At 60.1% G+C, this 21,661-nt stretch carries 22 protein-coding genes; 9 read left to right on the top strand and 13 right to left on the bottom strand.

What is annotated here, in order from left to right; genetic code table 11:
* Positions 1-2: 2 nt before the first annotated feature.
* Entirely contained in the window at positions 3-1,397 is a 1,395-nt protein-coding gene (locus tag EXW71_RS14645) for an FAD-binding oxidoreductase (protein ID WP_123717123.1), read from the bottom strand.
* 205 nt (positions 1,398-1,602) lie between these two features.
* On the opposite strand from EXW71_RS14645, the gene serA reads away from it, so the two are divergent.
* A complete protein-coding gene (gene serA, locus EXW71_RS14635; RefSeq protein ID WP_123717122.1) occupies positions 1,603-2,832 on the top strand; it encodes a phosphoglycerate dehydrogenase in 1,230 nt (409 codons plus the stop codon).
* A 166-nt stretch (positions 2,833-2,998) separates the two neighbouring features.
* On the opposite strand, the gene EXW71_RS14630 is transcribed toward serA, so the two are convergent.
* Positions 2,999-3,439: a DUF4399 domain-containing protein gene (locus EXW71_RS14630; RefSeq protein ID WP_134659260.1), complete on the bottom strand. Its 441-nt coding sequence runs from the start codon at positions 3,437-3,439 to the stop codon at positions 2,999-3,001.
* Between the two features lie 134 nt (positions 3,440-3,573).
* On the opposite strand from EXW71_RS14630, the gene EXW71_RS14625 reads away from it, so the two are divergent.
* Positions 3,574-4,098, top strand: a complete 525-nt coding sequence (locus EXW71_RS14625; protein WP_134659262.1) for a transporter substrate-binding domain-containing protein — start codon at positions 3,574-3,576, stop codon at positions 4,096-4,098.
* Here the strand turns inward: EXW71_RS14625 and EXW71_RS14620 are convergent.
* A complete protein-coding gene (locus tag EXW71_RS14620; RefSeq protein WP_134659264.1) occupies positions 4,049-4,531 on the bottom strand; it encodes a DUF523 domain-containing protein in 483 nt (160 codons plus the stop codon). The genes EXW71_RS14625 and EXW71_RS14620 overlap by 50 nt on opposite strands.
* Before the next feature lies 1 nt (position 4,532).
* Positions 4,533-5,165: a 2OG-Fe(II) oxygenase gene (locus tag EXW71_RS14615; protein ID WP_134659266.1), complete on the bottom strand. Its 633-nt coding sequence runs from the start codon at positions 5,163-5,165 to the stop codon at positions 4,533-4,535.
* A gap of 131 nt (positions 5,166-5,296) precedes the next feature.
* Between EXW71_RS14615 and EXW71_RS14610 the strand changes: the two genes are divergently transcribed.
* Positions 5,297-6,049, top strand: a complete 753-nt coding sequence (locus EXW71_RS14610; protein WP_123716426.1) for a DUF2059 domain-containing protein — start codon at positions 5,297-5,299, stop codon at positions 6,047-6,049.
* Between the two features lie 41 nt (positions 6,050-6,090).
* Here EXW71_RS14610 and EXW71_RS14605 read toward each other — a convergent pair whose 3' ends face one another.
* On the bottom strand, positions 6,091-7,032 hold the full coding sequence (locus EXW71_RS14605; protein ID WP_134659269.1) for an alpha/beta hydrolase: 942 nt from the start codon (positions 7,030-7,032) through the stop codon (positions 6,091-6,093).
* 99 nt (positions 7,033-7,131) lie between these two features.
* Here EXW71_RS14605 and EXW71_RS14600 point away from each other — a divergent pair, with 99 nt between their 5' ends.
* The 4 genes from EXW71_RS14600 (at position 7,132) to EXW71_RS14585 (ending at position 9,787) form a co-directional block, all read left to right on the top strand.
* Positions 7,132-7,710: a DUF6436 domain-containing protein gene (locus EXW71_RS14600; protein WP_134659275.1), complete on the top strand. Its 579-nt coding sequence runs from the start codon at positions 7,132-7,134 to the stop codon at positions 7,708-7,710.
* A 90-nt stretch (positions 7,711-7,800) separates the two neighbouring features.
* Entirely contained in the window at positions 7,801-8,157 is a 357-nt protein-coding gene (locus EXW71_RS14595; protein WP_123716429.1) for an EamA family transporter, read from the top strand.
* Entirely contained in the window at positions 8,157-8,567 is a 411-nt protein-coding gene (locus EXW71_RS14590) for a multidrug efflux SMR transporter (protein WP_123716430.1), read from the top strand. The genes EXW71_RS14595 and EXW71_RS14590 overlap by 1 nt, the downstream gene beginning before the upstream one ends.
* A complete protein-coding gene (locus EXW71_RS14585) occupies positions 8,567-9,787 on the top strand; it encodes a DegT/DnrJ/EryC1/StrS family aminotransferase (protein WP_134659278.1) in 1,221 nt (406 codons plus the stop codon). The genes EXW71_RS14590 and EXW71_RS14585 overlap by 1 nt, the downstream gene beginning before the upstream one ends.
* On the opposite strand, the gene EXW71_RS14580 is transcribed toward EXW71_RS14585, so the two are convergent.
* Entirely contained in the window at positions 9,765-10,643 is an 879-nt protein-coding gene (locus tag EXW71_RS14580) for a hypothetical protein (protein WP_134659280.1), read from the bottom strand. The genes EXW71_RS14585 and EXW71_RS14580 overlap by 23 nt on opposite strands.
* On the bottom strand, positions 10,640-11,746 hold the full coding sequence (locus EXW71_RS14575) for a GNAT family N-acetyltransferase (RefSeq protein ID WP_134659282.1): 1,107 nt from the start codon (positions 11,744-11,746) through the stop codon (positions 10,640-10,642). Before EXW71_RS14575 ends, EXW71_RS14580 begins: the two co-directional genes overlap by 4 nt.
* Before the next feature lie 157 nt (positions 11,747-11,903).
* Here EXW71_RS14575 and EXW71_RS14570 point away from each other — a divergent pair, with 157 nt between their 5' ends.
* Complete coding sequence (locus EXW71_RS14570; RefSeq protein ID WP_134659284.1) at positions 11,904-14,258, top strand: penicillin acylase family protein; 2,355 nt, start codon at positions 11,904-11,906, stop codon at positions 14,256-14,258.
* Between the two features lie 14 nt (positions 14,259-14,272).
* Here the strand turns inward: EXW71_RS14570 and EXW71_RS14565 are convergent, their stop codons facing one another.
* Positions 14,273-15,238 carry a GlxA family transcriptional regulator gene (locus EXW71_RS14565; protein WP_134659286.1) on the bottom strand — a complete coding sequence of 322 codons (966 nt, stop codon included), beginning with the start codon at positions 15,236-15,238 and terminating at the stop codon, positions 14,273-14,275.
* Between the two features lie 271 nt (positions 15,239-15,509).
* Here EXW71_RS14565 and EXW71_RS14560 point away from each other — a divergent pair, with 271 nt between their 5' ends.
* Positions 15,510-16,151: an HD domain-containing protein gene (locus EXW71_RS14560; protein ID WP_134659288.1), complete on the top strand. Its 642-nt coding sequence runs from the start codon at positions 15,510-15,512 to the stop codon at positions 16,149-16,151.
* Positions 16,152-16,241: 90 nt separating this feature from the next.
* Here EXW71_RS14560 and EXW71_RS14555 read toward each other — a convergent pair whose 3' ends face one another.
* The 5 genes from EXW71_RS14555 to EXW71_RS14535 all read right to left on the bottom strand — a co-directional run bounded on the left by EXW71_RS14555 (position 16,242) and on the right by EXW71_RS14535 (position 21,592).
* Entirely contained in the window at positions 16,242-17,126 is an 885-nt protein-coding gene (locus EXW71_RS14555) for an ABC transporter permease subunit (RefSeq protein ID WP_123716758.1), read from the bottom strand.
* On the bottom strand, positions 17,123-18,043 hold the full coding sequence (locus EXW71_RS14550; RefSeq protein ID WP_123716436.1) for an ABC transporter permease subunit: 921 nt from the start codon (positions 18,041-18,043) through the stop codon (positions 17,123-17,125). The genes EXW71_RS14555 and EXW71_RS14550 overlap by 4 nt, the downstream gene beginning before the upstream one ends.
* The gene (locus EXW71_RS14545) at positions 18,040-19,182 is read right to left on the bottom strand and encodes an ABC transporter ATP-binding protein (RefSeq protein WP_134659290.1); all 1,143 of its coding nucleotides are present in this window, start codon (positions 19,180-19,182) and stop codon (positions 18,040-18,042) included. The genes EXW71_RS14550 and EXW71_RS14545 overlap by 4 nt, the downstream gene beginning before the upstream one ends.
* A 66-nt stretch (positions 19,183-19,248) precedes the next feature.
* A complete protein-coding gene (locus EXW71_RS14540; RefSeq protein ID WP_134659292.1) occupies positions 19,249-20,343 on the bottom strand; it encodes a polyamine ABC transporter substrate-binding protein in 1,095 nt (364 codons plus the stop codon).
* Positions 20,344-20,497: 154 nt separating this feature from the next.
* Positions 20,498-21,592, bottom strand: a complete 1,095-nt coding sequence (locus tag EXW71_RS14535; protein WP_134659526.1) for a polyamine ABC transporter substrate-binding protein — start codon at positions 21,590-21,592, stop codon at positions 20,498-20,500.
* Between the last annotated feature and the right edge of the window lie 69 nt (positions 21,593-21,661).

Raw genomic sequence — 21,661 nt, 5'->3', positions numbered from 1 at the left:
GGTTAAACAGCGAAGATCTTGCCGGGGTTCATGATCCCGTTCGGGTCGAACACCGCTTTGACGGCTTTCATGTATTCGATCTCTACTGGAGAACGGCTATAGCTCAGATAATCGCGCTTGGTCATCCCCACACCGTGTTCGGCGGAGATCGAGCCGTTGTACTTCGCGACGGTTTCGAACACCCACTTGTTCACGGTGGCGCACTTGGCAAAGAACTCGTCCTTGCTCAGGTTTTCCGGCTTGAGAATGTTCAGGTGCAGGTTGCCGTCGCCGATGTGGCCGAACCAGACGATTTCGAAGTCAGGGTAATGTTCACCGACGATTGCATCGATTTCCTGCAGGAACGCCGGTACTTTGGAGACAGTGACCGAGATGTCGTTCTTGTACGGCGTCCAGTGGGAAATGGTTTCGGAGATGTACTCGCGAAGCTTCCACAGGTTGTGCAGCTGGGTTTCGCTCTGGCTCATCACGCCATCCAGCACCCAGCCCTGCTCAACGCAGTGTTCGAAGGTTTCCAGAGCGTGGTTGGCGACTTCTTCGGTGGTGGCTTCGAACTCCAGCAGCGCATAGAACGGGCACTCGGTTTCGAACGGTGCCGGCACGTCGCCGCGACCGAGGACTTTGGCCAGGGCCTTGTCGGAGAAAAACTCGAACGCGGTCAGGTCCAGCTTGCTCTGGAACGCGTGCAGCACTGGCATGATCGAGTCGAAATCGGTGGTGCCGAGCACCATCGCGGTGAGGTTCTTCGGTGCCCGGTCCAGGCGCATGGTGGCTTCGACCACGAAACCCAGGGTGCCTTCCGCGCCGATAAACAACTGACGCATGTCGTAACCGGTGGCGTTCTTGATCAGGTCGCGGTTCAGTTCCAACACATCACCTTTGCCGGTGACCACTTTCATGCCGGCAACCCAGTTTCGGGTCATGCCGTAGCGAATCACCTTGATCCCGCCGGCATTGGTGCCGATATTGCCGCCGATCTGGCTGGAGCCGGACGAAGCGAAATCCACCGGATAGTACAGGCCGTGTTCTTCGGCAGCGTTCTGCAACTGCTTGGTGACCACGCCCGGCTGGCAGACGGCGGTGCGGTCGGTGAGGTTCATGTCGAGGATCTGGTTCATATAGTCGAACGACACCACCACTTCGCCATTCGCCGCCACCGCTGCCGCCGACAGGCCGGTACGACCGCCAGATGGCACCAGCGCCACCTTGCGCTCGTTGGCCCAGCGGACGATGGCCTGCACCTGCTCAATGGTCTTGGGGAAGACGATGGCGGTAGGCGCGGGTGCGAAGTGCTTGGTCCAATCCTTGCCGTAAGCCTCCAGGGAGTCTGCATCGGTCAGCACTTTGCCAGGCTCAACCAGGGTCTTTAGCTCATCAATCAGGGCAGGATGGGTCATTGACAGAACTCTCGAACAATTCATGGTCATCCTGAGAACGCTTCACGTCGCAGGAATGAGTGTTTAGCGGGGCGCGTATGCTAGCATACCGCCCCCGCAGGACAGAGCCCAAGGGCGTTTCTGCGGTGACGGCTTTCCTGCCGTCCGGGTCAGCTTAAGTGATCCGACTCCCTGCCATTTTTCTCCGGGATACAGGTTTACGCAGATGAGCAAGACTTCTCTCGATAAGAGCAAGATCAAGTTCCTTCTTCTGGAAGGCGTCCACCCATCGGCTGTCGACGTTCTGAAAGCCGCCGGGTACACCAGCATTGAGTACATCACCAGTTCTCTGCCGGAAGCCCAGCTCAAGGAAAAGATCGCCGACGCGCACTTTATCGGCATTCGCTCACGCACTCAGTTGACCGAAGAAATCTTCGATCACGCCAAGAAACTCGTGGCGGTCGGCTGTTTCTGCATCGGCACCAACCAGGTCGACCTCAACGCAGCGCGCGAGCGCGGCATCGCTGTGTTCAACGCACCGTACTCCAACACCCGTTCCGTTGCGGAGCTTGTGTTGGCGGAAGCCATCCTGCTGCTGCGCGGTATCCCAGAGAAGAACGCTTCCTGCCACCGTGGCGGCTGGATCAAGAGCGCGGCCAACTCCTTCGAAATCCGCGGCAAGAAGCTGGGTATCGTGGGTTATGGCTCGATCGGTACTCAGTTGTCGGTCCTGGCTGAAGGCTTGGGGATGCAGGTGTTCTTCTACGACACCCTGACCAAACTGCCATTGGGCAACGCCACCCAAGTGGCCAGCCTGACCGAGCTGCTGGGCATGTCCGACATCGTGACCCTGCACGTTCCGGAAACCGCTGAGACCCAGTGGATGATTGGCGAGAAGGAAATCCGTGCCATCAAGAAAGGCGGCATCCTGATCAACGCCGCACGCGGCACCGTGGTCGAACTGGATGCCCTGGCTGAAGCGATCAAGGACAAGCACCTGATCGGCGCCGCCATCGACGTCTTCCCGGTAGAGCCTCGCTCCAACGATGACGTCTTCGAAAGCCCGCTGCGTGGCCTGGATAACGTGATCCTGACCCCGCACATCGGCGGTTCCACCGCCGAAGCCCAAGCCAACATCGGCCTGGAAGTCTCGGAGAAGCTGGTCAAGTACAGCGACAACGGTACGTCCGTTTCGTCGGTGAACTTCCCGGAAGTGGCCCTGCCGGCTCACCCTGGCAAACACCGCCTGCTGCACATCCACCAGAACATCCCTGGCGTGCTGATGGAGATCAACAAGGTCTTCGCGGAAAACGGCATCAACATCTCCGGTCAGTTCCTGCAGACCAACGAGAAAGTCGGTTACGTGGTCATCGACGTCGACGCCGAGTACTCGGACTTGGCGCAAGAGAAGCTGCAGCACATCAAAGGCACGATTCGTAGCCGCGTGCTTTTTTAGAGACTAGGTACTAGTCAGCTGTAAGCTGCAAGTTTGAAGCTGCAAGCAAAAGCTGTCGCTTGCAGCTTATAGCTTGAAGCTTGAAGCTTGAAGCTTGCAGCTTGCAGCTTGCAGCTTGCAGCTTGCAGCTATAAAAAACGGGAGCCCCGCCAGGGACTCCCGTTTTTTATTTCACATTAACCGTGATCACTTTCGAGGCCACAGTCGGGTTGAACTGCATGTGCAGTTTGTCGCCGGCCACCAGTTGCAAGGTGTGCTTGCCTGGGGTGAGGGTCAGTTCGGTCTCGGTCTGGGCCTTGCCGTAGTGGATCACGGTCTCGGTGGCCGGGATCGGTACGCTGGCATCCGGCAGCTCTTTCTGGTCGATCAACAGGTGGTGGTGGCCGGTGCCCGGGGCCTGTTCAGTGGCCGGGGCCAGCTTCAAGCCTTCCATGCCGAATTTGACGGTAAAGGTCTTATCCACAGTGGCGCCATCCTTGGGCGACACGATAAATACTTTGGCACCTTCAGGCGGCGCGCTACGCGGGATGCCGTCGGCGGCGGTGGCCAACATCGAGGCACCCAGCAGCAGGCTGGCAATCGTTGCACGGGACAATAAGGCTTTCATTCGCTTCTCCAGTTTCTGCAGGAAATCTGTTGGGTTATGACAACTTCGCGACAAATTGCTGTCCAAGGCACTCAACACCATAGCAAAGCGATGCTGGGCGGCACCTCGCACAGCTGAATTCTTTAGGAGCGACCATGCGCTTTTCGCCTGGCCTTGTACTTTTACTTCCCCTTTTGAGCCCTTTGGCCCATGCCGAACTGATCGACGATGTGTTTGATCGCGGCGAACTGCGCATCGCACTGGAAGCCAACACCCCGCCCCTCAACTTCAAGGACGGCAATAAGCTAACCGGTTTTGAAGTGGAGTTGGGTGAACAATTGGCCAAGGAAATGGATGTGCGTCCCTCCTTTATCACCACCGATGACGGCGACCTGTTGTCGGGCGTCGAAACCGGCAAATATGACGTGGCCATCAACCATATCGCTATGACTGCGCAGCTCAATGATCGGTTCGATTTCAGCGAGGCTTATCTCGAAAAGCCGGAACTGGCGATTCCGTTCCAGAAGGGCAACCCGGCGTTCAAGAGCAGCCTGGACAGGGCACTGCAGCAGATCAAGGCCGATGGCCGCTTGAAAGCGCTCTCGCACAAGTGGTTAAAGGACCAGCCCCTTACAATTGCGCCAGTGCCTGAACCGCTTCAGGCAACTCCTGCTCACTGAACACCAGCACCCCATGATGCTTGAGCAACGCCGCCGTCACACCCTCGCCGCTCACCTTGAGACCGCTGAAGGTGCCGTCATAGATCAGCAGGTTGCCGCAGGATGGGCTGTTGGCCTTGAGGATGGCGATGCGGATGCCGTGGCGCTGCACCAATGCTAGCGCCTGGCGGGCGCCATCGAGGAAGGCGGCGCTGAAGTCTTCGCCCTCGGCGGTGAGCACCCGCGCACGACCTTCCCACACGTCGACGCCCTGCCCGCCCGCGATTTCGGCGGGTGGCCGTGGCGTCGGCAAGCCGCCCGAGACCTCTGGGCAAATCGCGACCACTCGCCCCTCGGCCTGCCACTGCACCAAGGGATCGAACGGGCCGCTGGCTCCGCCGTCATAACGCACCTTGTGTCCAAGCAGACAGCGGCTGACCAGAATCTTTTCCATATCAAAACGGCTCGTTGCCCCGCCGGCGAAACCAGCCGGTCAAGGACAAGCGCTCGCGCGTAGCGGGCAGGACTTCGTGGGGCACTTCCCCCGACAGGAACACCACCAGGCAACCGCCGGTGGGTTCCACATCGTATTCGACGCCGTCCTTGAGGTACATGCGCAACTGGCCGCCATGCTCAGGCAACCAGGCGTCGTTCAAATAGACCACTGCCGAAACCGTGCGCCGGTCATCATCGCGAAAACGGTCCAGATGCTTGAGGTAAAACGCACCCGGCGGGTACATCGCGAAGTGGCTTTCGAAGTCTTCTAGGCCCAGGAACAGATCGCGATTCATCGCCAGCCGCAGGCCGTCCATCAATCCCATATAGGTCTGGCAGACCGCTGCATCGCCCTCTTCCAGCCACTGGATATGGTCACCGCGAATGCCCTCGCGAATCTCCTGGGCCGGCCCTCGCCCTACAGCGGCAGGTACCAATTCACCCTCGGCCGCACGTTTACGGCACTCAGCCGCCAGTTCCAGGGTCAGAGCCTGGGGCAGGAAGCCGTTCTGCTGCGACCAGCCTTTTTCGGCCAGGTCGTCGACGATACGTTGCAGCAGCGGGTGATCGAAGGATATTTGCATGGCGCGCATAGTATCCATACGCCTGTGAATTCGACAGAGCCGCCGAGCGTCTGCACACACTTTAGTCAGGTGACTGATAGGATTTCTCGACAAATCCTACGCCCGACACGGACAATAGTGGCCGACTGACAGGAGTCCCTATGCGTCGTTTGTTTTTTTCCGTGCTGATGTTCTGCGTTTTGCCCGCTTGGGCAGACAGCCATGACCAGTTGTACAAAGTCGCCGGCTGGGCCGAACAACGTGCGCATTTCAATGACGCCCTCAGTGCCGCCCAGCAACGCTACCGCAATAGCCTGCCGCCGGCGGTGTACCAGGCGCTGGTGGACAACAGCAACAAACGCTTTGCGGCCCAGGCCGTTGATCAGCGTGCCGAAGCGCAGTTGCGCAAGCACCTGGCCGACCCCAAGCCCGCGCTGGCGTTCTTCCAATCGCCCCTGGGCCGCAAGATTGTCGATGCCGAATTGCTCGCCACCCGCCGCGACCAGTTGGCGAAAAACGCCAAGGGCTTGCCCCACATGGAAGCCGACGCGACCCGCAGCCTGATCATCGGACACCTGGCCCAGGCCCTGCCGGCACGCGAAGCCGGTGCGGAAGTCAGCCTGGCAATTGCCGGTGTCGCGGCTGACAGTTTGAGCCAGATGATTCCCGGCCTGCTGGGCGGTACCCAGGCCCAGGGCATGTTGAATGGTCAGCGTGAGCGCCTGATGCAGCAGATCGGCAACGACCTGAACAACACGCTGCTGTACGTCTATCGGAACCTGTCCGACCCGGAGCTGGAAGAGTTCGCTACGTTTGCGGAGTCACCGGAAGGTAAAGCGTATTACCAGGCAGCGTTGGCAGCGATCAGGGCTGGGCTTGCCGTCGGCCAAAGCACGTCCAGCCTGACGCAGTAAAGTGCGCAAGGGGGCGTGCCCCCCCTCCCGCACTGAGCCCGTTACTTCAGGTGGTCTGTCAGGAAGCTGAAGTATTGCTGGCGAATCTCGGGAATCTCATTGGCCAGGTGATGCCTGCCACGCGGCAGCATCAACACCTCAGGCCGGTCGAACTTGCCCTGCAGCACTTGCAAGTTGTGCTGCCAGTCCACCGTCATGTCTTCCTCCCCCTGAACGATCAGTGGCCGCCGTGGGCTGTGCGGGGCGGCTTCGATGCGCTTGATCCAGCGCGCCAGCGCGCCGACCCAGGCCGTGGGCAGTTGGCGGGGTTGCAGCGGGTCGGCCTCCAGGAACGGCTTGAAGTCCGGGTCGTTGGTATTCTCGCTGAACCGGCGAGCGATGCCTTTTACAAACGGACGCAGCAGGTAATAGCTGACCTGCGACCAGCCCCAGGCCCGTGGCCGTACCAAGGGCGACAGCAGAAAGGTCTGGCCCTGGGCCGGGCTGTCGAGGCCATGGTTGAGCAAATGGTCGACCACTACCGCACCGCCCGTGCTTTGTCCGAACAAGTGCCAGGGTTGCGGCAGTTGCAGCGCCTGGGCCTGGGCAAACAGCGCCTGCACCACCGCCTGATACACCGCAAAATCATCGATGCTTGCACGGGCGCCGCTGGACAAGCCATGCCCCGGCAAATCGCAGGCGATTACCACGAACCCACGGTCCAGCGCCCAATCCACTACGTGGCGGTACAGCCCCATATGGTCGTAGAAGCCGTGGAACATAAACATCGTCGCCACCGGCTGCACTGGCCACCAGACTTGCGCCACCACCTGGAAGCCTTCCACTTCAAAGCGTCCCAAGCGGCTGGCGACCGGCACTTTGCGCGCCGGCAGGTCCAATCCATAGAAGCGCTGGTAGACCCGTGCCTCCACGGAAAGCGGCTGCGCATCCACCAGGGGCCGCAAGCTTTCGCGTAGATGATCGGGGTCAAAGCTGACAGGCATAAAGGGTTCCAGACTCTCAGGGAAGATGAATATCGAGCTGCGATATTCATCTGTCAGGGCAAGCATGGCAAGCTACGCGACCTCCGAGGAAAGATCCAAATGCGACAGCACCTGCGCACCGCCCTGTTCGCCAGCCTGATTCTGGTCATTTGCACCGGTGTGCTGTGGGCCGCCTATGACTGGTTCCAGGGCCGCTATCTGCGTGCCTTCAGCGAACACACCGCGGTGTTCTCCGGCGACGCCTTGCGCCTGCCTGCCGAACTCGCAGGCCCCGGCCCGATACGCCTCGTGCACTTCTGGGACCCGGCGTGCCCGTGCAATGTCGGCAACCAGCAGCATTTGGACGAACTGATCGAAGAGTACGCGCCTCAAGGCGTGGAGTTTTATGCTCTGCAAAAGGCCGGCAGCCACGGCCAACTGCCTGACAAACTGCGCAAGATGAAACCCCTCAACGCTCTGCCCGGTGCCGACCAGGTGCCGGCGACGCCGGCCGTGGGCATTTGGGACCGCACGGGCAAGCTTGCGTACTTCGGCCCCTACAGTGAAGGGCTGACGTGTAATTCCAGCAACAGCTTTATCGAACCGATCTTGAAAGCCCTTGGGGCCGGGCGCGAAGTGAGTGCCACCCACACGCTGGCGGTTGGTTGCTATTGCCAGTGGCGCGAGGAGTCAAACTGAACACAGGCTGTTCGAGCGGCAAACTCCAGTCACCCAGGCGGCAGGCTGCTGTATCGTACGCCCTCGGCAGGATTGTAAGCACAGGAATACATGAGCCAGTTAACCATCATCCTCTGGATACTCAACGTTATCGTCGACACGTCCGGCCAGCTGGCCTTCAAGGCCGCGGCGTCAGCCAGCGCCGAGCATGACGGCCTGGCCCACTGGAAACACATGCTCAAACGGCCGTGGATCTGGCTCGGCGTTATCTGTTACATCTTCGAATTCGTGTTGTGGCTGGCCTTCCTGACACTGGTGCCACTGTCGGTCGGTGTGATGCTGGGCTCGATCAATATCGTGGTGATCATGATTGCCGGCCGCTTCCTGTTCAAGGAAAGCCTGAGCAAATGGCGGTTGATCGGCATCATGCTGATCGCCTGTGGCGTGACCGTCGTGGGGTTTGAATAATGAAACGCTTTTATATCCTGGGTTTTCTCGCGCTGATCATTTTCGACACCTTGGCGCAGGTCAGCTTCAAATTCGCCTCGGTGCATGCCGAACCCCTGACGATGGACACCGCCTGGCTGGTGCGTGTGTTTGGTGCTCCATGGATCTACGGCGCTTTTGTAGGTTACATCGGTGCCTTCTTCACCTGGATGACCTTGCTCAAATATGCCCCGGTAGGTCCGGCATTTGCGGCCTCGCACCTGGAACTGATCAGCGTCACGCTGATTTCCGTGTGGTTGTTCGATGACAGCCTGACCCTGCCGAAGATCATCGGCGGCGCGTTGATCATTGCCGGCATCCTGTGCCTGGCCCGCAGCGAAGACGAAGCCGGTAAAGTCATCGGTGCCGGTCGTTCCGAGACGCTGGCGTAATGACTCGCCGGGAGATTCCGCCTACCGCAGGGTTGCCCCTGCGCTGGTGGGACCTGTTCGGTTTGTCGGGCGACCTGGCCCCTGCCCTGGCCCGCCAGTTATCGATCCCGCTGCCGGCGCTGCCTTGCTCCGGGACCGCCGCGCTGGTCATCGCCCTGCGGGTATTGCAACAGCGGATGCCGGGGCGTACCCGCCTCATCGTGCCGGCCTATACCTGTCCACTGGTGGCCTTGGCCGCCCATTACTGCCCGCCGTTGCGGGTGGTGCCCTGTGATTTGCAGCCCAACAGCATCGACCTGGACGAACAGCACCTGGCGCAGTTGTGCGACGAAAGCACCCTGGCGGTGGTGGTCACCCATCTGGCCGGGCGCGTAGCTGATGTCGACACTGCCAGGCGCATTGCCGGCGCCATCGGCGCGGCGGTCATCGAAGATGCCGCGCAAGCCATGGGGGCGCTGGATGATGGCCACAGTGTCGGGCTCAAAGGCGACGTGGGTTTTTTCAGCATGGCGCTGGGTAAAGGCCTGACGACGGCAGAGGGCGGCGTGTTGTTCAGCCGTGACCCGGTGTTGCATCAGGCGCTGCACCGCCAATGTCGCCAGGACCTGCCGTTCAGCCTGCACTGGGAGTTGCGGCGCAGCGCCGAGCTGTGGGGATATGCCCTGCTTTATCGGCCGTACGGCTTGTATTACGTGTATGGCAAGGCATTGCGCACGGCACTGGCACAAGGCGATGAAATCGCCGCGGTGGGTGATGATTTCTCGGTCAACGACATCCCGCTGCATCATTTGGGCGGTTATCGCCGCAGGGTCGGCGCCGCTGCACTGGCTCGCTTGCCCGATCACCTGCAACAAGGCCGCACCCGGGCATTACGCCGTGCCGCACGCTTGAATGCCCTGCCCGGTGTCTCGGTCATCCTCGACCGGCCGGGGCAGCAAGGGACCTGGCCTTTTCTGATGGTGATGATGCCCTCGGCGCACACCCGGGATGCGGCGATGGCGCAGCTTTGGACCTCGGGGCTGGGCGTGACGCGCCTGTTTATTCACACCTTGCCGGATTACCCCGACGTGGCCCCCTTGCTGGAGCCGGGCAGCCAGATCACCCAGGCCCAGGCTTTCGCCCGCCGCACACTGTCGATCAGCAACAGCCCTTGGCTGACCGACGAGCTCTTCGAACAGATCCTCGCCAGGCTGAAGGTTATCGTTTCCACGCCTGATTGATGCGCGCGACCAGACGGCCATTCAACTCGTTCTGCTGCTGTTGCCAAATCTGCACCTGCGCCTCAGGCAGTTCTTCCTGGCCATCAGACGCGCTCAGCCAGCGCTTGAACCTGCTTTCATAGTGATAGGCCGATACGTCCCCGGTGACGTCCGCGCCAATGACCTGGCCCTGGCAGGCATCGATCAGATCATTCAAATGCTGTTCCAGGAATTCACCCTGGTCCCAATTGGTGTTCACCACCTGTGGGCTTAGCACGTCTTTGTCGATGGACAGGTACACCGGCAGCGAGCGATCAAGCTGGGCCAGAAACGCACGCATCAACTCATCCGGATGGCCGAAGGCGCGATTGCTCGGCCCGGCGCCGATCCAGTTCATCCAGCGCGTATCGACGTTGACGTTCCAGTAGGTCAACTTGCGCTTGAGCAGCGGCGACCAGTGATTCTCCCAGGCGTGGCCCAAGGCAATGTCCTGCGAACCTATACCCAGCACATGCACATGCTCGACCTGGGGCAAGCGGCTGGCCCAATAGACCCAAGAACCGCAGTGGATGCCGAACGGGTAGCGCATATTGTCGGGGTGGTTGTCGCAGATGATCAGTTGGTACTTCTGTTGAGTGGGCAGGCGGTTCAACAGAAGCTGGCTGAGGTGGTGGTAGTCGCCACTGCCGGTAAACACGCAGCCGTAATCGCTGGGCATCTGCGCGTGCAGGGCGGTTTCCAGTTCCTTGAACTGGGCCCAACGACAGCCGAAGCGGATTTTTTCCTGCCACGCCTGCAGCGGTAAGGTGACTGCACCGGGAATGTCGCTGACGGCACCATCGAAATCGAGAATCAGCGGCGCTCGGTCCTGGCTCATGCGGTTTTCTCCTGGTGCCACTGCAAGTCACTTTCAAAGTGATGCCGGAACCGGTTGCCCAGCTTGCGCAACAGCGGGTTGCGTATCCACACCAGGTGACGGGTAAAGGTAAAGTCGGCGCCGAGGTTGGCCTTGACTTGCGGGTCGGTCCAGCCCGCCACATAAAATTTCAGCCCATGGGCCACCGCGTACTCCAGATTCACAAACCAGCTGACAAAGTACAGGTTGAACTCCAGCGCCTGCGGGTAATTAAGGCCGATGTATTTGTCGAGCAGCTTGTCGCCCTGCACATAGCACAGGTTGTAGCCGATCAGTTCGTCGCAGTGCCAGTAGCAGAACACCCGGCCATTGCTGCCGGAGTCCCTCAGCAACCCGCTGAAAAACTCCGGTGCGAGCAGGTCGAAATGGATCTCGCTCTGGTCGTACACCGCCTTGTACAACCCGTACAGCTGCGCCAGCCAGGCATCATCGTTGAAGCGTGCATCGCCGGTATCCAGGACCTCCACGCGCAACGCTTCACGACTGCGTAATTTGCGTCGGATATTGCGGCGACGGCTGTGGGACAAGCGCCCAAGATATTCATCGATGGTGGTGAAGTTGATGGGCACATAAGCCAGTGCCTGGCCCTCAAGGCTGATGAAACCACGCCGAGTGCAATCATCGATCAAGGCTTGCGCGTAACGGTTGTCGGCCTCGCTGAGCAACGGGGAATTGTGCGGCACGTCTTTGACAATGGTGAGTTTGCGCTGCGGGGCGCATTCCTCTTGCAGCCACTGCGCAAGGTGCTCGGGCGATACGTCCTGAGGGAACGGCGCGTACTCAGTGACCGTCGTGCCCACAAAGCAACTGTCGACACGCAACCACGAATGCCACACGGCATAGCCCGGCCAACCGCGAACACGCTTGACGAACTCATCGTCGGCGGTGGTCAACAGATCGAACGGGGTGAAGAAGTACGGCAAGCCCTGGTCGGACAGCCTGGCGTCAAAGCCGACCGGCGGATGCTGCAAAAAGCGGCTGATCAGCGATTGCGCTTCCAGGCTACAGACGTAGGCAACGTCTGCATGGCTGGGATCTGGCTTGGGTTGCGTGGCGCAGGTCATGAAAAAAGGCTCAAGGACGACGGGCGCAATAGTAGCTCATCCACAGCGCCGGTCACTTGAACCTCGGCTGTCACAACGGCGCATCAGCATTTCCTCAGTCTCCATCAAACCTATTAGACTCCGTTGACCTTCAAGGTGACTGACCCAAGGACCGTCCATGAAACGCAGCCTGACCGTGCTCGCTCTTCTGATTGCCATTCTCCTGGCCGGTGCCGGCTGGTATGTCTACAGCAAGCAACCCACCCGTCAGGGCACGGTCATGCTGAGCAACCTGCAAGGCGCCGTCACAGTGCGTTACGACGACCGTGGCGTGCCGCACATTCGCGCCGAGAACGAGGCCGACATGTATCGCGCCCTGGGCTATGTGCACGCCCAGGACCGGCTGTTCCAGATGGAGATCATGCGGCGCCTGGCCCGTGGCGAGCTGGCCGAAGTCCTGGGCCCCAAGCTGCTGGAAACCGACAAACTGTTCCGCAGCCTGCGTATTCGTGAGCGTGCCTTGAGCTACGTGGAACACATCGACCACGACTCGAACGCGTGGAAGGCCCTGCAAGCCTACCTCGATGGGGTCAACCAGTATCAGGACAGCCACGCCAGCCCCATGGAGTTCGATGTGCTGGGCATCACCAAACGGCCCTTTACACCCGAAGACACCATCAGCGTCGCCGGGTACATGGCCTACAGTTTTGCCGTCGCGTTTCGTACCGAGCCTGTGCTGACTTACGTGCGCGACCAACTGGGCAGCGAATACCTGAAAGTCTTCGACCTGGACTGGCAACCCAAGGGTGCGCTCAATCTGGCCGCCGGCGACTGGAAAAGCCTCGGCGCCCTTGCCGCCCTGAGCGACAGGGCCCTGGCCGACAACGGCCTGCCGCAGTTCGAGGGCAGCAACGCCTGGGCCATCAGCGGCAGCCGTACCCAAAGTGGCAAGCCGTTGCTGGCGGGCGACCCGCATATCCGCTTCTCGGTGCCGTCGGTGTGGTACGAGGCGCAGCTGTCGGCGCCGGGCTTTGAGCTGTACGGCTATCACAACGCGCTGGTACCGGTGGCGTTCCTGGGGCACAACCTGGATTTCGGCTGGAGCCTGACCATGTTCCAGAACGACGACCTCGACCTGATCGCCGAGAAGGTCAACCCGGATAACCCCAACCAGGTCTGGTACCACGGTCAGTGGGTCGACATGACCAGCAGCGAACAGCAGATTGCCGTAAAAGGCCAGGAGCCGGTCATTCTGACCCTGCGCAGTTCACCCCACGGCCCGATCATCAATGACGTGCTCGGCGAGAATGCCGGCAAGACGCCTATCGCCATGTGGTGGGCGTTCCTCGATACCGAAAACCCGATCCTCGAAGGCTTCTACCAGCTCAACCGTGCCGATACCCTGGCCAAGGCGCGTGCGGCAGCCGCCAAGGTTTCGGCACCCGGGCTGAATATCGTGTGGGCAAATGCCAAGGGCGATATCGGCTGGTGGGCCGCGGCGCAATTGCCGATCCGCCCGGCCGGCGTCAACCCGGCCTTCATCCTCGACGGTAGCACCGCCCAGGCCGACAAGCTGGGCTTCTACCCATTCAGCGCCAACCCTCAGGAAGAGAATCCCGCGCGTGGTTATGTGGTGTCCGCCAATGCCCAGCCGGCCTCGCCCACCGGCATGGAGATCCCCGGCTATTACAACCTGCCCGACCGTGGGCAGCAGTTGAACACGCAACTGAGCGACAAAAGCGTGAAGTGGGACCTGAGCAACAGCCAGGCCCTGCAACTGGGCACCACAACTGCCTACGGCCCACGTTTGCTGGCGCCATTGCTGCCGGTGTTGCGTGACGTGGTCAAGGACCCGGCCCAGTTGAAGCTGGTGGAACAACTGGCCAGCTGGAAAGGCGATTATCCGCTGGACTCCACCAGCGCCACGCTGTTCAACCAGTTCCTGTTCAACCTCACCGACGCAACCTTCCACCCGAAGCTGGGCGACGCCCTGTTCAAGACCCTGCTCACCACCCGAATGATCGACGCCGCATTGCCGCGCCTCGCTGCTGCAGCGGACTCGCCGTGGTGGGACGGCAAACGCGCCGACACCGTCAAGCTGGCCTGGGACAATAGCCTGGCGCACCTCAAGGCCACACTCGGCGACGACCCGGGCCAGTGGCAGTGGGGCAAGGCGCACACGTTGACCCATGGGCACCCGCTGGGCATGCAGAAGCCATTGGACAAACTCTTCAACGTCGGCCCGTTCCCCGCACCCGGCACACACGAAGTGCCGAACAACCAATCGGCGATGATCGGCCCCGCGCCCTGGCCGGTGACCTACGGCCCATCGACCCGCCGATTGATCGACTTCGCCGACCCGGCCCATGCTCTGACCATCAACCCGGTGGGGCAAAGCGGCGTGCCGTTCGATCGGCACTATGGCGACCAGGCGCAAACCTACATCGAGGGTGGATACGAGCAAGCACATTTCAGTGATGAGGAAGTCACGGCGAATACCCGTGGCATCCTGAAACTATTGCCAGCCAGATAACCTTCCTTCCCCATTCAAACCGGTGCCGCAAAGTTAAGGCGAAACTGATGCGGCGTCACACCCAGCCGGCGGTTGAACACGCTGCGCATGTGCTGGGCATCGCGAAACCCGCATTGATAGGCCACCGTCTTGAGCGGTGCGCTGCTGCTTTCGAGCATTACCCGCGCCGCATCCACCCGCGCTCGCTCGACAAACTCGGCCGGGGTTATCCGCGCTTCACGGGCAAATACCCGGGAAAAATTGCGCGCGCTCATATTGGCGGCCTTGGCCAGGTCGGCGATGGTCAGATCCCCCGTCAGATTCGCCAATACGTACAACTGCACCAGTGCCACCGCCGAGGTGGTTTCGGCGTGAGGTGTGAGGAACGGGCTGAACTGCGACTGCCCCCCGGAACGCTGAGTGAACACCACCAGGCGCTTAGCCACGCTCAGCGCGACTTCCGGACCGTGGTCCCGGGCCAACAGGTACAACGACAGGTCGATGCCTGCGGTCACCCCCGCCGAGGTGAAGAGGTTACCGTCCTGTACGTAGAGGCGGTCGGCATCGATGTGGGCGGTGGGACACAGGCGCGCCAGATCCGCGGCATCGTTCCAGTGGGTGGTGATGGTTTTACCGTCCAGCAAGCCGGCTCGGGCCAGCATGAAGGCGCCATTACAGATCGAGCCAAAGCGTTGCGCACGAGCAGCGGCACCGCGCAGCCAAGCGTCGAACAAGGCACCGAAATCTTCGAAGGGTAACTGCGGGCCTCCGGCTACCAGCAACAGGTCATAGGCTTGCAGGGCTTCGCTGTAGTGCCGATGGGCCTGCAGTGACAGGCCGTTGGAGGCCGCCATGTTGCCGTGAGCGAGACCGATGACCTCCAGCTGGTAATGGTCTTGCGGCGGCAAAAAGCGGTTGGCCTCGCAGAACACATCCATCGGGCCGCTCACGTCCAGCGACTGGACGCCGGGGAAGATCAGGATGGCGACGGTCTTGCCCATGCTCAAAAACACCTTTTCTGACTGAATAAATGCACACCCTGCGCAGAGGCGCCTGGACTCCCGATTGCTGAGTGTCCGGCACCTACTGTGCAACTGAACCACCGCGATCGAGAGCAAGCCCCGCTCCTGCATCCGGATTCTCGCAGCCTACACCCTAGCCGGTTTTGCCTTGGCACGATGTACCACCACATTGGCCGGGATAGCGCCCTCGCCGCGATGGCCCCTTCGCGGGCGCGCGACCAGACTGGAATCTTTCCAGAGGAGAATCACCATGAGCACCACCATCGCCGGTATCCGAATACCCGACAGCGCTTTGGCCAAAGCCACCACCGAATACATCCGCGACATCGAATCCGATCTGCTTTATCACCACTCGCGCAGGGTATTCCTGTTCGGCGCCTTGAGCGGTGAACGCCAACAACTCTCCTACAACCCGGAGCTGCTCTACGTCGGCGCCATGTTTCACGACCTGGGACTGGTCGAAGGCCATCGCAGTGACGACGAGCGCTTCGAGGTGGATGGCGCCAATGCGGCAGCGGCGTTCCTCAAGCCTTATGGGCTGAGCGATGACGACATCGAACAGGTGTGGTTGTCCATCGCCCTGCACACCACGCCGGGCGTACCGAAGCATCTGCGCCCCACCGTGGCACTGGTGACGGCCGGTGTCGAGATGGACGTGCTGGGCATGGACTACGCAGCCTTTGACGCCACGCAGCGCGAGGCAGTGGTGCATGCGCATCCACGGGGTGAAGGGTTCAAGGAGTGCATCATCTGCGCCTTTGCCGACGGCTTACGCCATCGCCCGCAGACCACGTTCGGCAACGTGAAGACGGATGTACTAGTGGATCAGGAGCCGGGCTTCAAGCCGATGAATTTTGTCGAGGTGATCCGCAAATCGCCTTGGGCAGCATAATCGGCCTGGGCTGCAATCAAATGTGGGAGCAAGGCGGATCGTCGCACCGCTGCTCCCACATTTTGATCCGGTTTCTTCCGGTAGCCCTGACTAGACCGGTGCCGAAGCTCTGCGCTTGTCAGGCTGCTGCCAGCCATCTGCCGCCGCTTCTTCGATGGCCTGCTGAATGGCTTTCTTGCGGTGTTCCTCGGCACGACGGCTGAAGAACCACACCAGGAAGGTCACCAGCGACACCGCCAACAGAATCAGGCTGGCCACGGCATTGATCTCGGGCTTGACCCCAAGGCGCACCGCCGAGAACACTTCCATCGGCAGGGTCGTCGAGCCCGGGCCCGATACGAAGCTGGCCAGAACCAGGTCGTCGAGGGACAACGCGAACGACATCATGCCGCCCGCCGCCAACGACGGCGCGATCATCGGGATAGTGATCAGGAAGAACACCTTCCACGGCCGCGCCCCCAGGTCCATCGCCGCCTCTTCAATCGACAGGTCCAGCTCACGCAGGCGCGCCGACACCACCACCGCCACATACGCCGCACAGAACGTGGTGTGAGCGATCCAGATCGTGACAATGCCACGCTCCTGGGGCCAGCCGATCATCTGCGCCATGGCCACGAACAACAGCAACAGCGACAGACCAGTGATCACTTCCGGCATCACCAGCGGCGCGGTCACCAGGCCGCCGAACAGCGTGCGGCCCTTGAAATGGCTGATGCGCGTCAGCACAAAGGCCGCCAAGGTGCCCAGGGCTACCGCAGCCACCGCCGTGTAGCAGGCGATTTCCAGCGAGCGCCCTACCGAACCCATCAACTGGGTGTTATCCAACAGGCCTACGTACCACTTGATCGACCAACCGCCCCACACCGTTACCAGTTTGGATTCGTTGAACGAATAGATCACCAGGATCAGCATCGGCAGGTAGATGAACAACAACCCCGCCACCAGCATAAAGCTGGAGAAACTGAAGCGCTTCATATCTTGCCCTCCATCTCTTTGGCTTGGCTGCGGTTGAACAGGATGATCGGCACGATCAGGATCGCCAGCATCACCACCGCCAGGGCAGACGCTACCGGCCAGTCACGGTTATTGAAAAACTCTTGCCACAACACTTTACCGATCATCAGGGTTTCCGGACCGCCCAGCAGTTCCGGGATCACGAACTCGCCCACCACCGGGATAAACACCAGCATGCAGCCGGCGATGATGCCGTTCTTGGACAGCGGCACGGTGATTTTCCAGAAGCTGTTGAAGGTGCTCGAACCCAGGTCAGACGCAGCCTCCAGCAGGCTCTGGTCGTGTTTCACCAGGTTGGCGTACAACGGCAGGATCATGAACGGCAGGTACGAATAGACCACACCGATATACACCGCGATGTTGGTGTTGAGGATCTGCAGCGGTTCGTTGATCAGCCCCATGGACATCAGGAAGCCATTGAGCAAGCCGTTGTTGCTGAGAATGCCCATCCACGCATACACACGGATCAGGATCGCGGTCCAGGTCGGCATCATGATCAGCAGCACGAGAACGGTCTGGATCTCCTTGCGCGCCTTGGCGATGGCGTAGGCCATCGGGTAGCCGATCAGCAGGCACAACAGCGTGCTGAAGAACGCCATCTTCAGCGACCCCAGGTACGCCGAGATGTACAACTCGTCGTCGCCCAGCATCGCGTAGTTGGCCAGGTTGAGCACCAACTGCAATTTCTGCTCAACGAAGGTATAGATCTCGGTGTAGGGCGGGATCGCGACGTCGGCCTCGGCAAAACTGATCTTCAGGACGATGAAGAACGGCAGCATGAAAAACAGGAACAGCCAAAGGAAAGGAATCCCGATGACCGCATGCCGGCCAGTGGGGGTTATTCGCTGCAGCTGGCGCTTGAACTTCTTCATATTCATGAGCGAAGTACCACGCCGCTGTCGTCTTCCCACCACACGTATACCTGGTCGCCCCAGGTTGGGCGCTGGCCACGGCGCTCGGCGTTGGCGACGAAGGACTGCACCAGCTTGCCGCTCGGCAGTTCCACGTAGAACACCGAGTGACCGCCGAGGTAGGCGATGTCGTGCACTTTACCGCTGGACCAGTTGTGCTCGCAGGTCGGCATTTCAGACGTGACCAACAGTTTTTCCGGGCGGATGGCGTAGGTCACCGACTTGTCTTCCACCGAGGTGGCGATGCCGTAACCCACGTAGATATCGCGGTCCAGGTCGGCGCACTTGAGCACGGCGTGGCCTTCGGCGTCGTCCACTACCTGGGTTTCGAAGATGTTGACGTTGCCGATGAACTCACACACCAGGCGGCTGGTAGGAGTTTCGTAGATATCGATCGGGCTGCCGATCTGGGCAATCCAGCCCAGGTGCATGATCGCGATACGCTCGGCCATGGTCATGGCCTCTTCCTGGTCGTGGGTCACCATGACGCACGTCACGCCCACCCGCTCGATGATCTCAACCAGTTCAAGCTGCATCTGCGAACGCAGTTTCTTGTCCAGCGCGCCCATCGGTTCATCGAGCAGCAGCAGTTTCGGGCGCTTGGCCAGGGAACGGGCCAGGGCCACGCGCTGGCGCTGGCCACCGGACAATTGGTGCGGCTTGCGCTTGGCGTACTGGCTCATCTGGACCAGCTTGAGCATCTCGGCCACACGGGCGTCGACCTCGGCCTTGGGGATCTTGTCCTGTTGCAGGCCGAAAGCGATGTTCTGCGCCACAGTCATGTGGGGGAACAAGGCGTAGGACTGGAACATCATGTTGATCGGCCGCTCATAGGGCGGCATGTCGGTGATGTCCACGCCGTCGAGATAGATGCGACCTTCCGTTGGGCGCTCGAAGCCTGCAAGCATACGCAGCAAAGTGGATTTGCCCGATCCCGAACCGCCGAGCAAGGCGAAGATCTCGCCTTTTTTGATTTCCAGGGACACATCGTCCACCGCAATCGTCTCGTTGAACTTCTTCGTGACCCGGTCGATTTTGACCAACACCTTCTTCGGTGTCTGGTCGCCCTCGAGGGCTTTCTTATAGGCGCCGGAGGCAACTGCCATTACGAAACTCCCAGAAAAAAAGAGTGCAGATCGTCCAGTACGGACGAACCTTGGATAGGTTGAGCCTTACTTGCCCGTCTTGACCTTGGTCCAGCTACGGGTCATCAAACGCTGCACTTTCGGGGGTAGCTCGAAGTTGACGAATGTCCGATCGAGAACCGCCTGCGGTGGGTAAACCGCTGCGTCAGTGCGTATCGATTGCTTCATCAGTTTGTCCGCCCCCGGGTTAGGGTTGGCATAACCGACGTAATCACTGACCTGAGCGATCACCTCAGGTTGCAGCAAATAGTTGATGAAGGCGTGGGCCTCTTTGACGTTGGTGGCATCCTTGGGGATCGCCAGCACGTCAAACCACAGGTTGCCGCCTTCTTTCGGAATCGCGTAGGCAATGTTCACGCCTTTGTCGGCTTCAGCCGCGCGGGCCCGGGCCTGGAACACATCGCCGGAGAAACCCGCCGCCACGCAGATGTTGCCGTTGGCCAGGTCCGAGATGTATTTGGAAGAATGGAAATAGGTCACGTAGGGCCGCACTTTGAGCAGCTTCTCTTCGGCCTTCTTGTAGTCTTCGGGGTTGGTGCTGTTAGGGTTCAAGCCCATATAGTTGAGCACCGCCGGCAGCATTTCATCCGCCGAGTCCATGAACGATACGCCGCAAGTGGCCAGCTTCTTCATATTTTCCGGTTCGAACAGCACGGCCCAAGAGTCGATATGATCGACGCCCAGCACTTCTTTGACTTTGTCGACGTTGTAACCGATGCCGTTGGTGCCCCACAGATACGGCACGGCGTACTGGTTACCCGGATCGTTCTTTTCCAGACGCTTGAGCAGCGCCGGGTCAAGGTTGGAGTAGTTGGTCAGTAGCGACTTGTCGAGTTTCTGGAACGCCCCGGCCTTGATCTGCTTGCCGAGGAAGTGGTTGGACGGCACAACCACGTCGTAGCCGGTACGCCCGGCCAGCAACTTGCCTTCCAGGGTTTCATTGGAGTCAAACACGTCATACACAGGCTTGATGCCGGTGGCCTTCTCGAAGTTGGCCAGGGTGTCGGTGCCGATGTAGTCCGACCAGTTATAAATATGCACAGTCGGTGCGGCCTGTACGCTGACAGCCAGCGCGATACCCGCACCCGCCAGCAAGGCTTTGCGAAATAAAGAAATTGGCAAGTGGAGGTCCTCTTAAATAGTTGGGCCCAAAGTTGTTGCCCGGCAACAAAACCGGCGCGCAACTTACCCTCGATAAACCGATCCGGCAAAACTTTCTGTCATTTAATTATCAGGTTGGCCACCGCGAACGCCGCGGTGGCCAACAAAGCCCGGCTTATTTACCGGATTTGATCTTGGTCCAGCTGCGCGTCATTTCACGCTGAGTCGCCGCCGGCAAATCAGCAATGGCGTAGAGCTTGGCTTGCACATCGGCTGGCGGATAGATGCCAGGGTCGCTGGTGATGTCTTTGTCGACCAGTGCGGTGGCCTTCTCGTTACCGTTCGGGAAACGCACGCTGTTGGTGATCCCTGCCATGACTTTCGGTTCGAGCAGGTAGTTCATGAACTTATAGGCGGCGTCGACGTTTTCGGCATCTTTAGGGATGGCGACCATGTCATAGAAGCTGCCTGCGCCTTCTTTCGGAATGTCGTAGGCCACCTTGACCTTGCCACCGGCTTCAGCCGCGCGGGACTTGGCCTGCTGGATGTCACCCGAGTAACCCACGGCCACGCAGATGTTGCCGTTGGCCAGGTCCGAGATGTACTTGGACGAGTGGAAGTAGCCGATCGAAGGGCGGATTTTCAGGAACAGGTCTTCAGCTTGCTTGAGCTGTTTCTTATCCTGAGTGTCGGTTGGCAGGCCCAGGTAGTGCAGCGCCACCGGCAGCATTTCGGTTGGCGAATCGAGGAAGCTCACGCCGCAGCTCTTGAGCTTGGCGATGTTTTCAGGCTTGAGCAGCACGTCCCACGAGTCGATCTTGTCCACGCCCAGCGCAGCCTTGACCTTCTCCGGGTTGTAGCCGATGCCGATCGAGCCCCACATGTACGGGAAGGCGTGCTTGTTGTCCGGGTCGCTGATCGACACGGCTTTAAGCAGGGATTTGTTCAGGTTGCCATAGTTGGACAGCTTGGACTTGTCCAGCTCCTGGTACACACCGGCCTTGATCTGCTTGGCGAGGAAGTTGTTCGACGGTACGACAATGTCGTAGCCGGACTTGCCTGCCAGCAACTTGGCTTCCAGGGTTTCGTTACTGTCGAAAACGTCGTACACCACTTTGATGCCCGACTCTTTTTCAAAGTTGGCGATGGTGTCCGGTGCAATGTAGTCAGACCAGTTGTAGACGTGCAGCACTTTATCGTCTGCCTGGGCCGCACCCGCCATTGCGCCCATCAGGGACAAGGCGAGGAGGGTCTTGCCAGCGTTCTTCAAACCTAATGCCTTCATTATGGTGATGCTCCAATTTTTTCTTTTTTGGGCCACGTTCTTTTATGTTCAGCG

The sequence above is a fragment of the Pseudomonas sp. BCA17 genome (genome assembly GCF_004519405.1).
Lineage (GTDB): Bacteria > Pseudomonadota > Gammaproteobacteria > Pseudomonadales > Pseudomonadaceae > Aquipseudomonas.
This window is presented reverse-complemented; position numbering and strand designations above follow the sequence as displayed.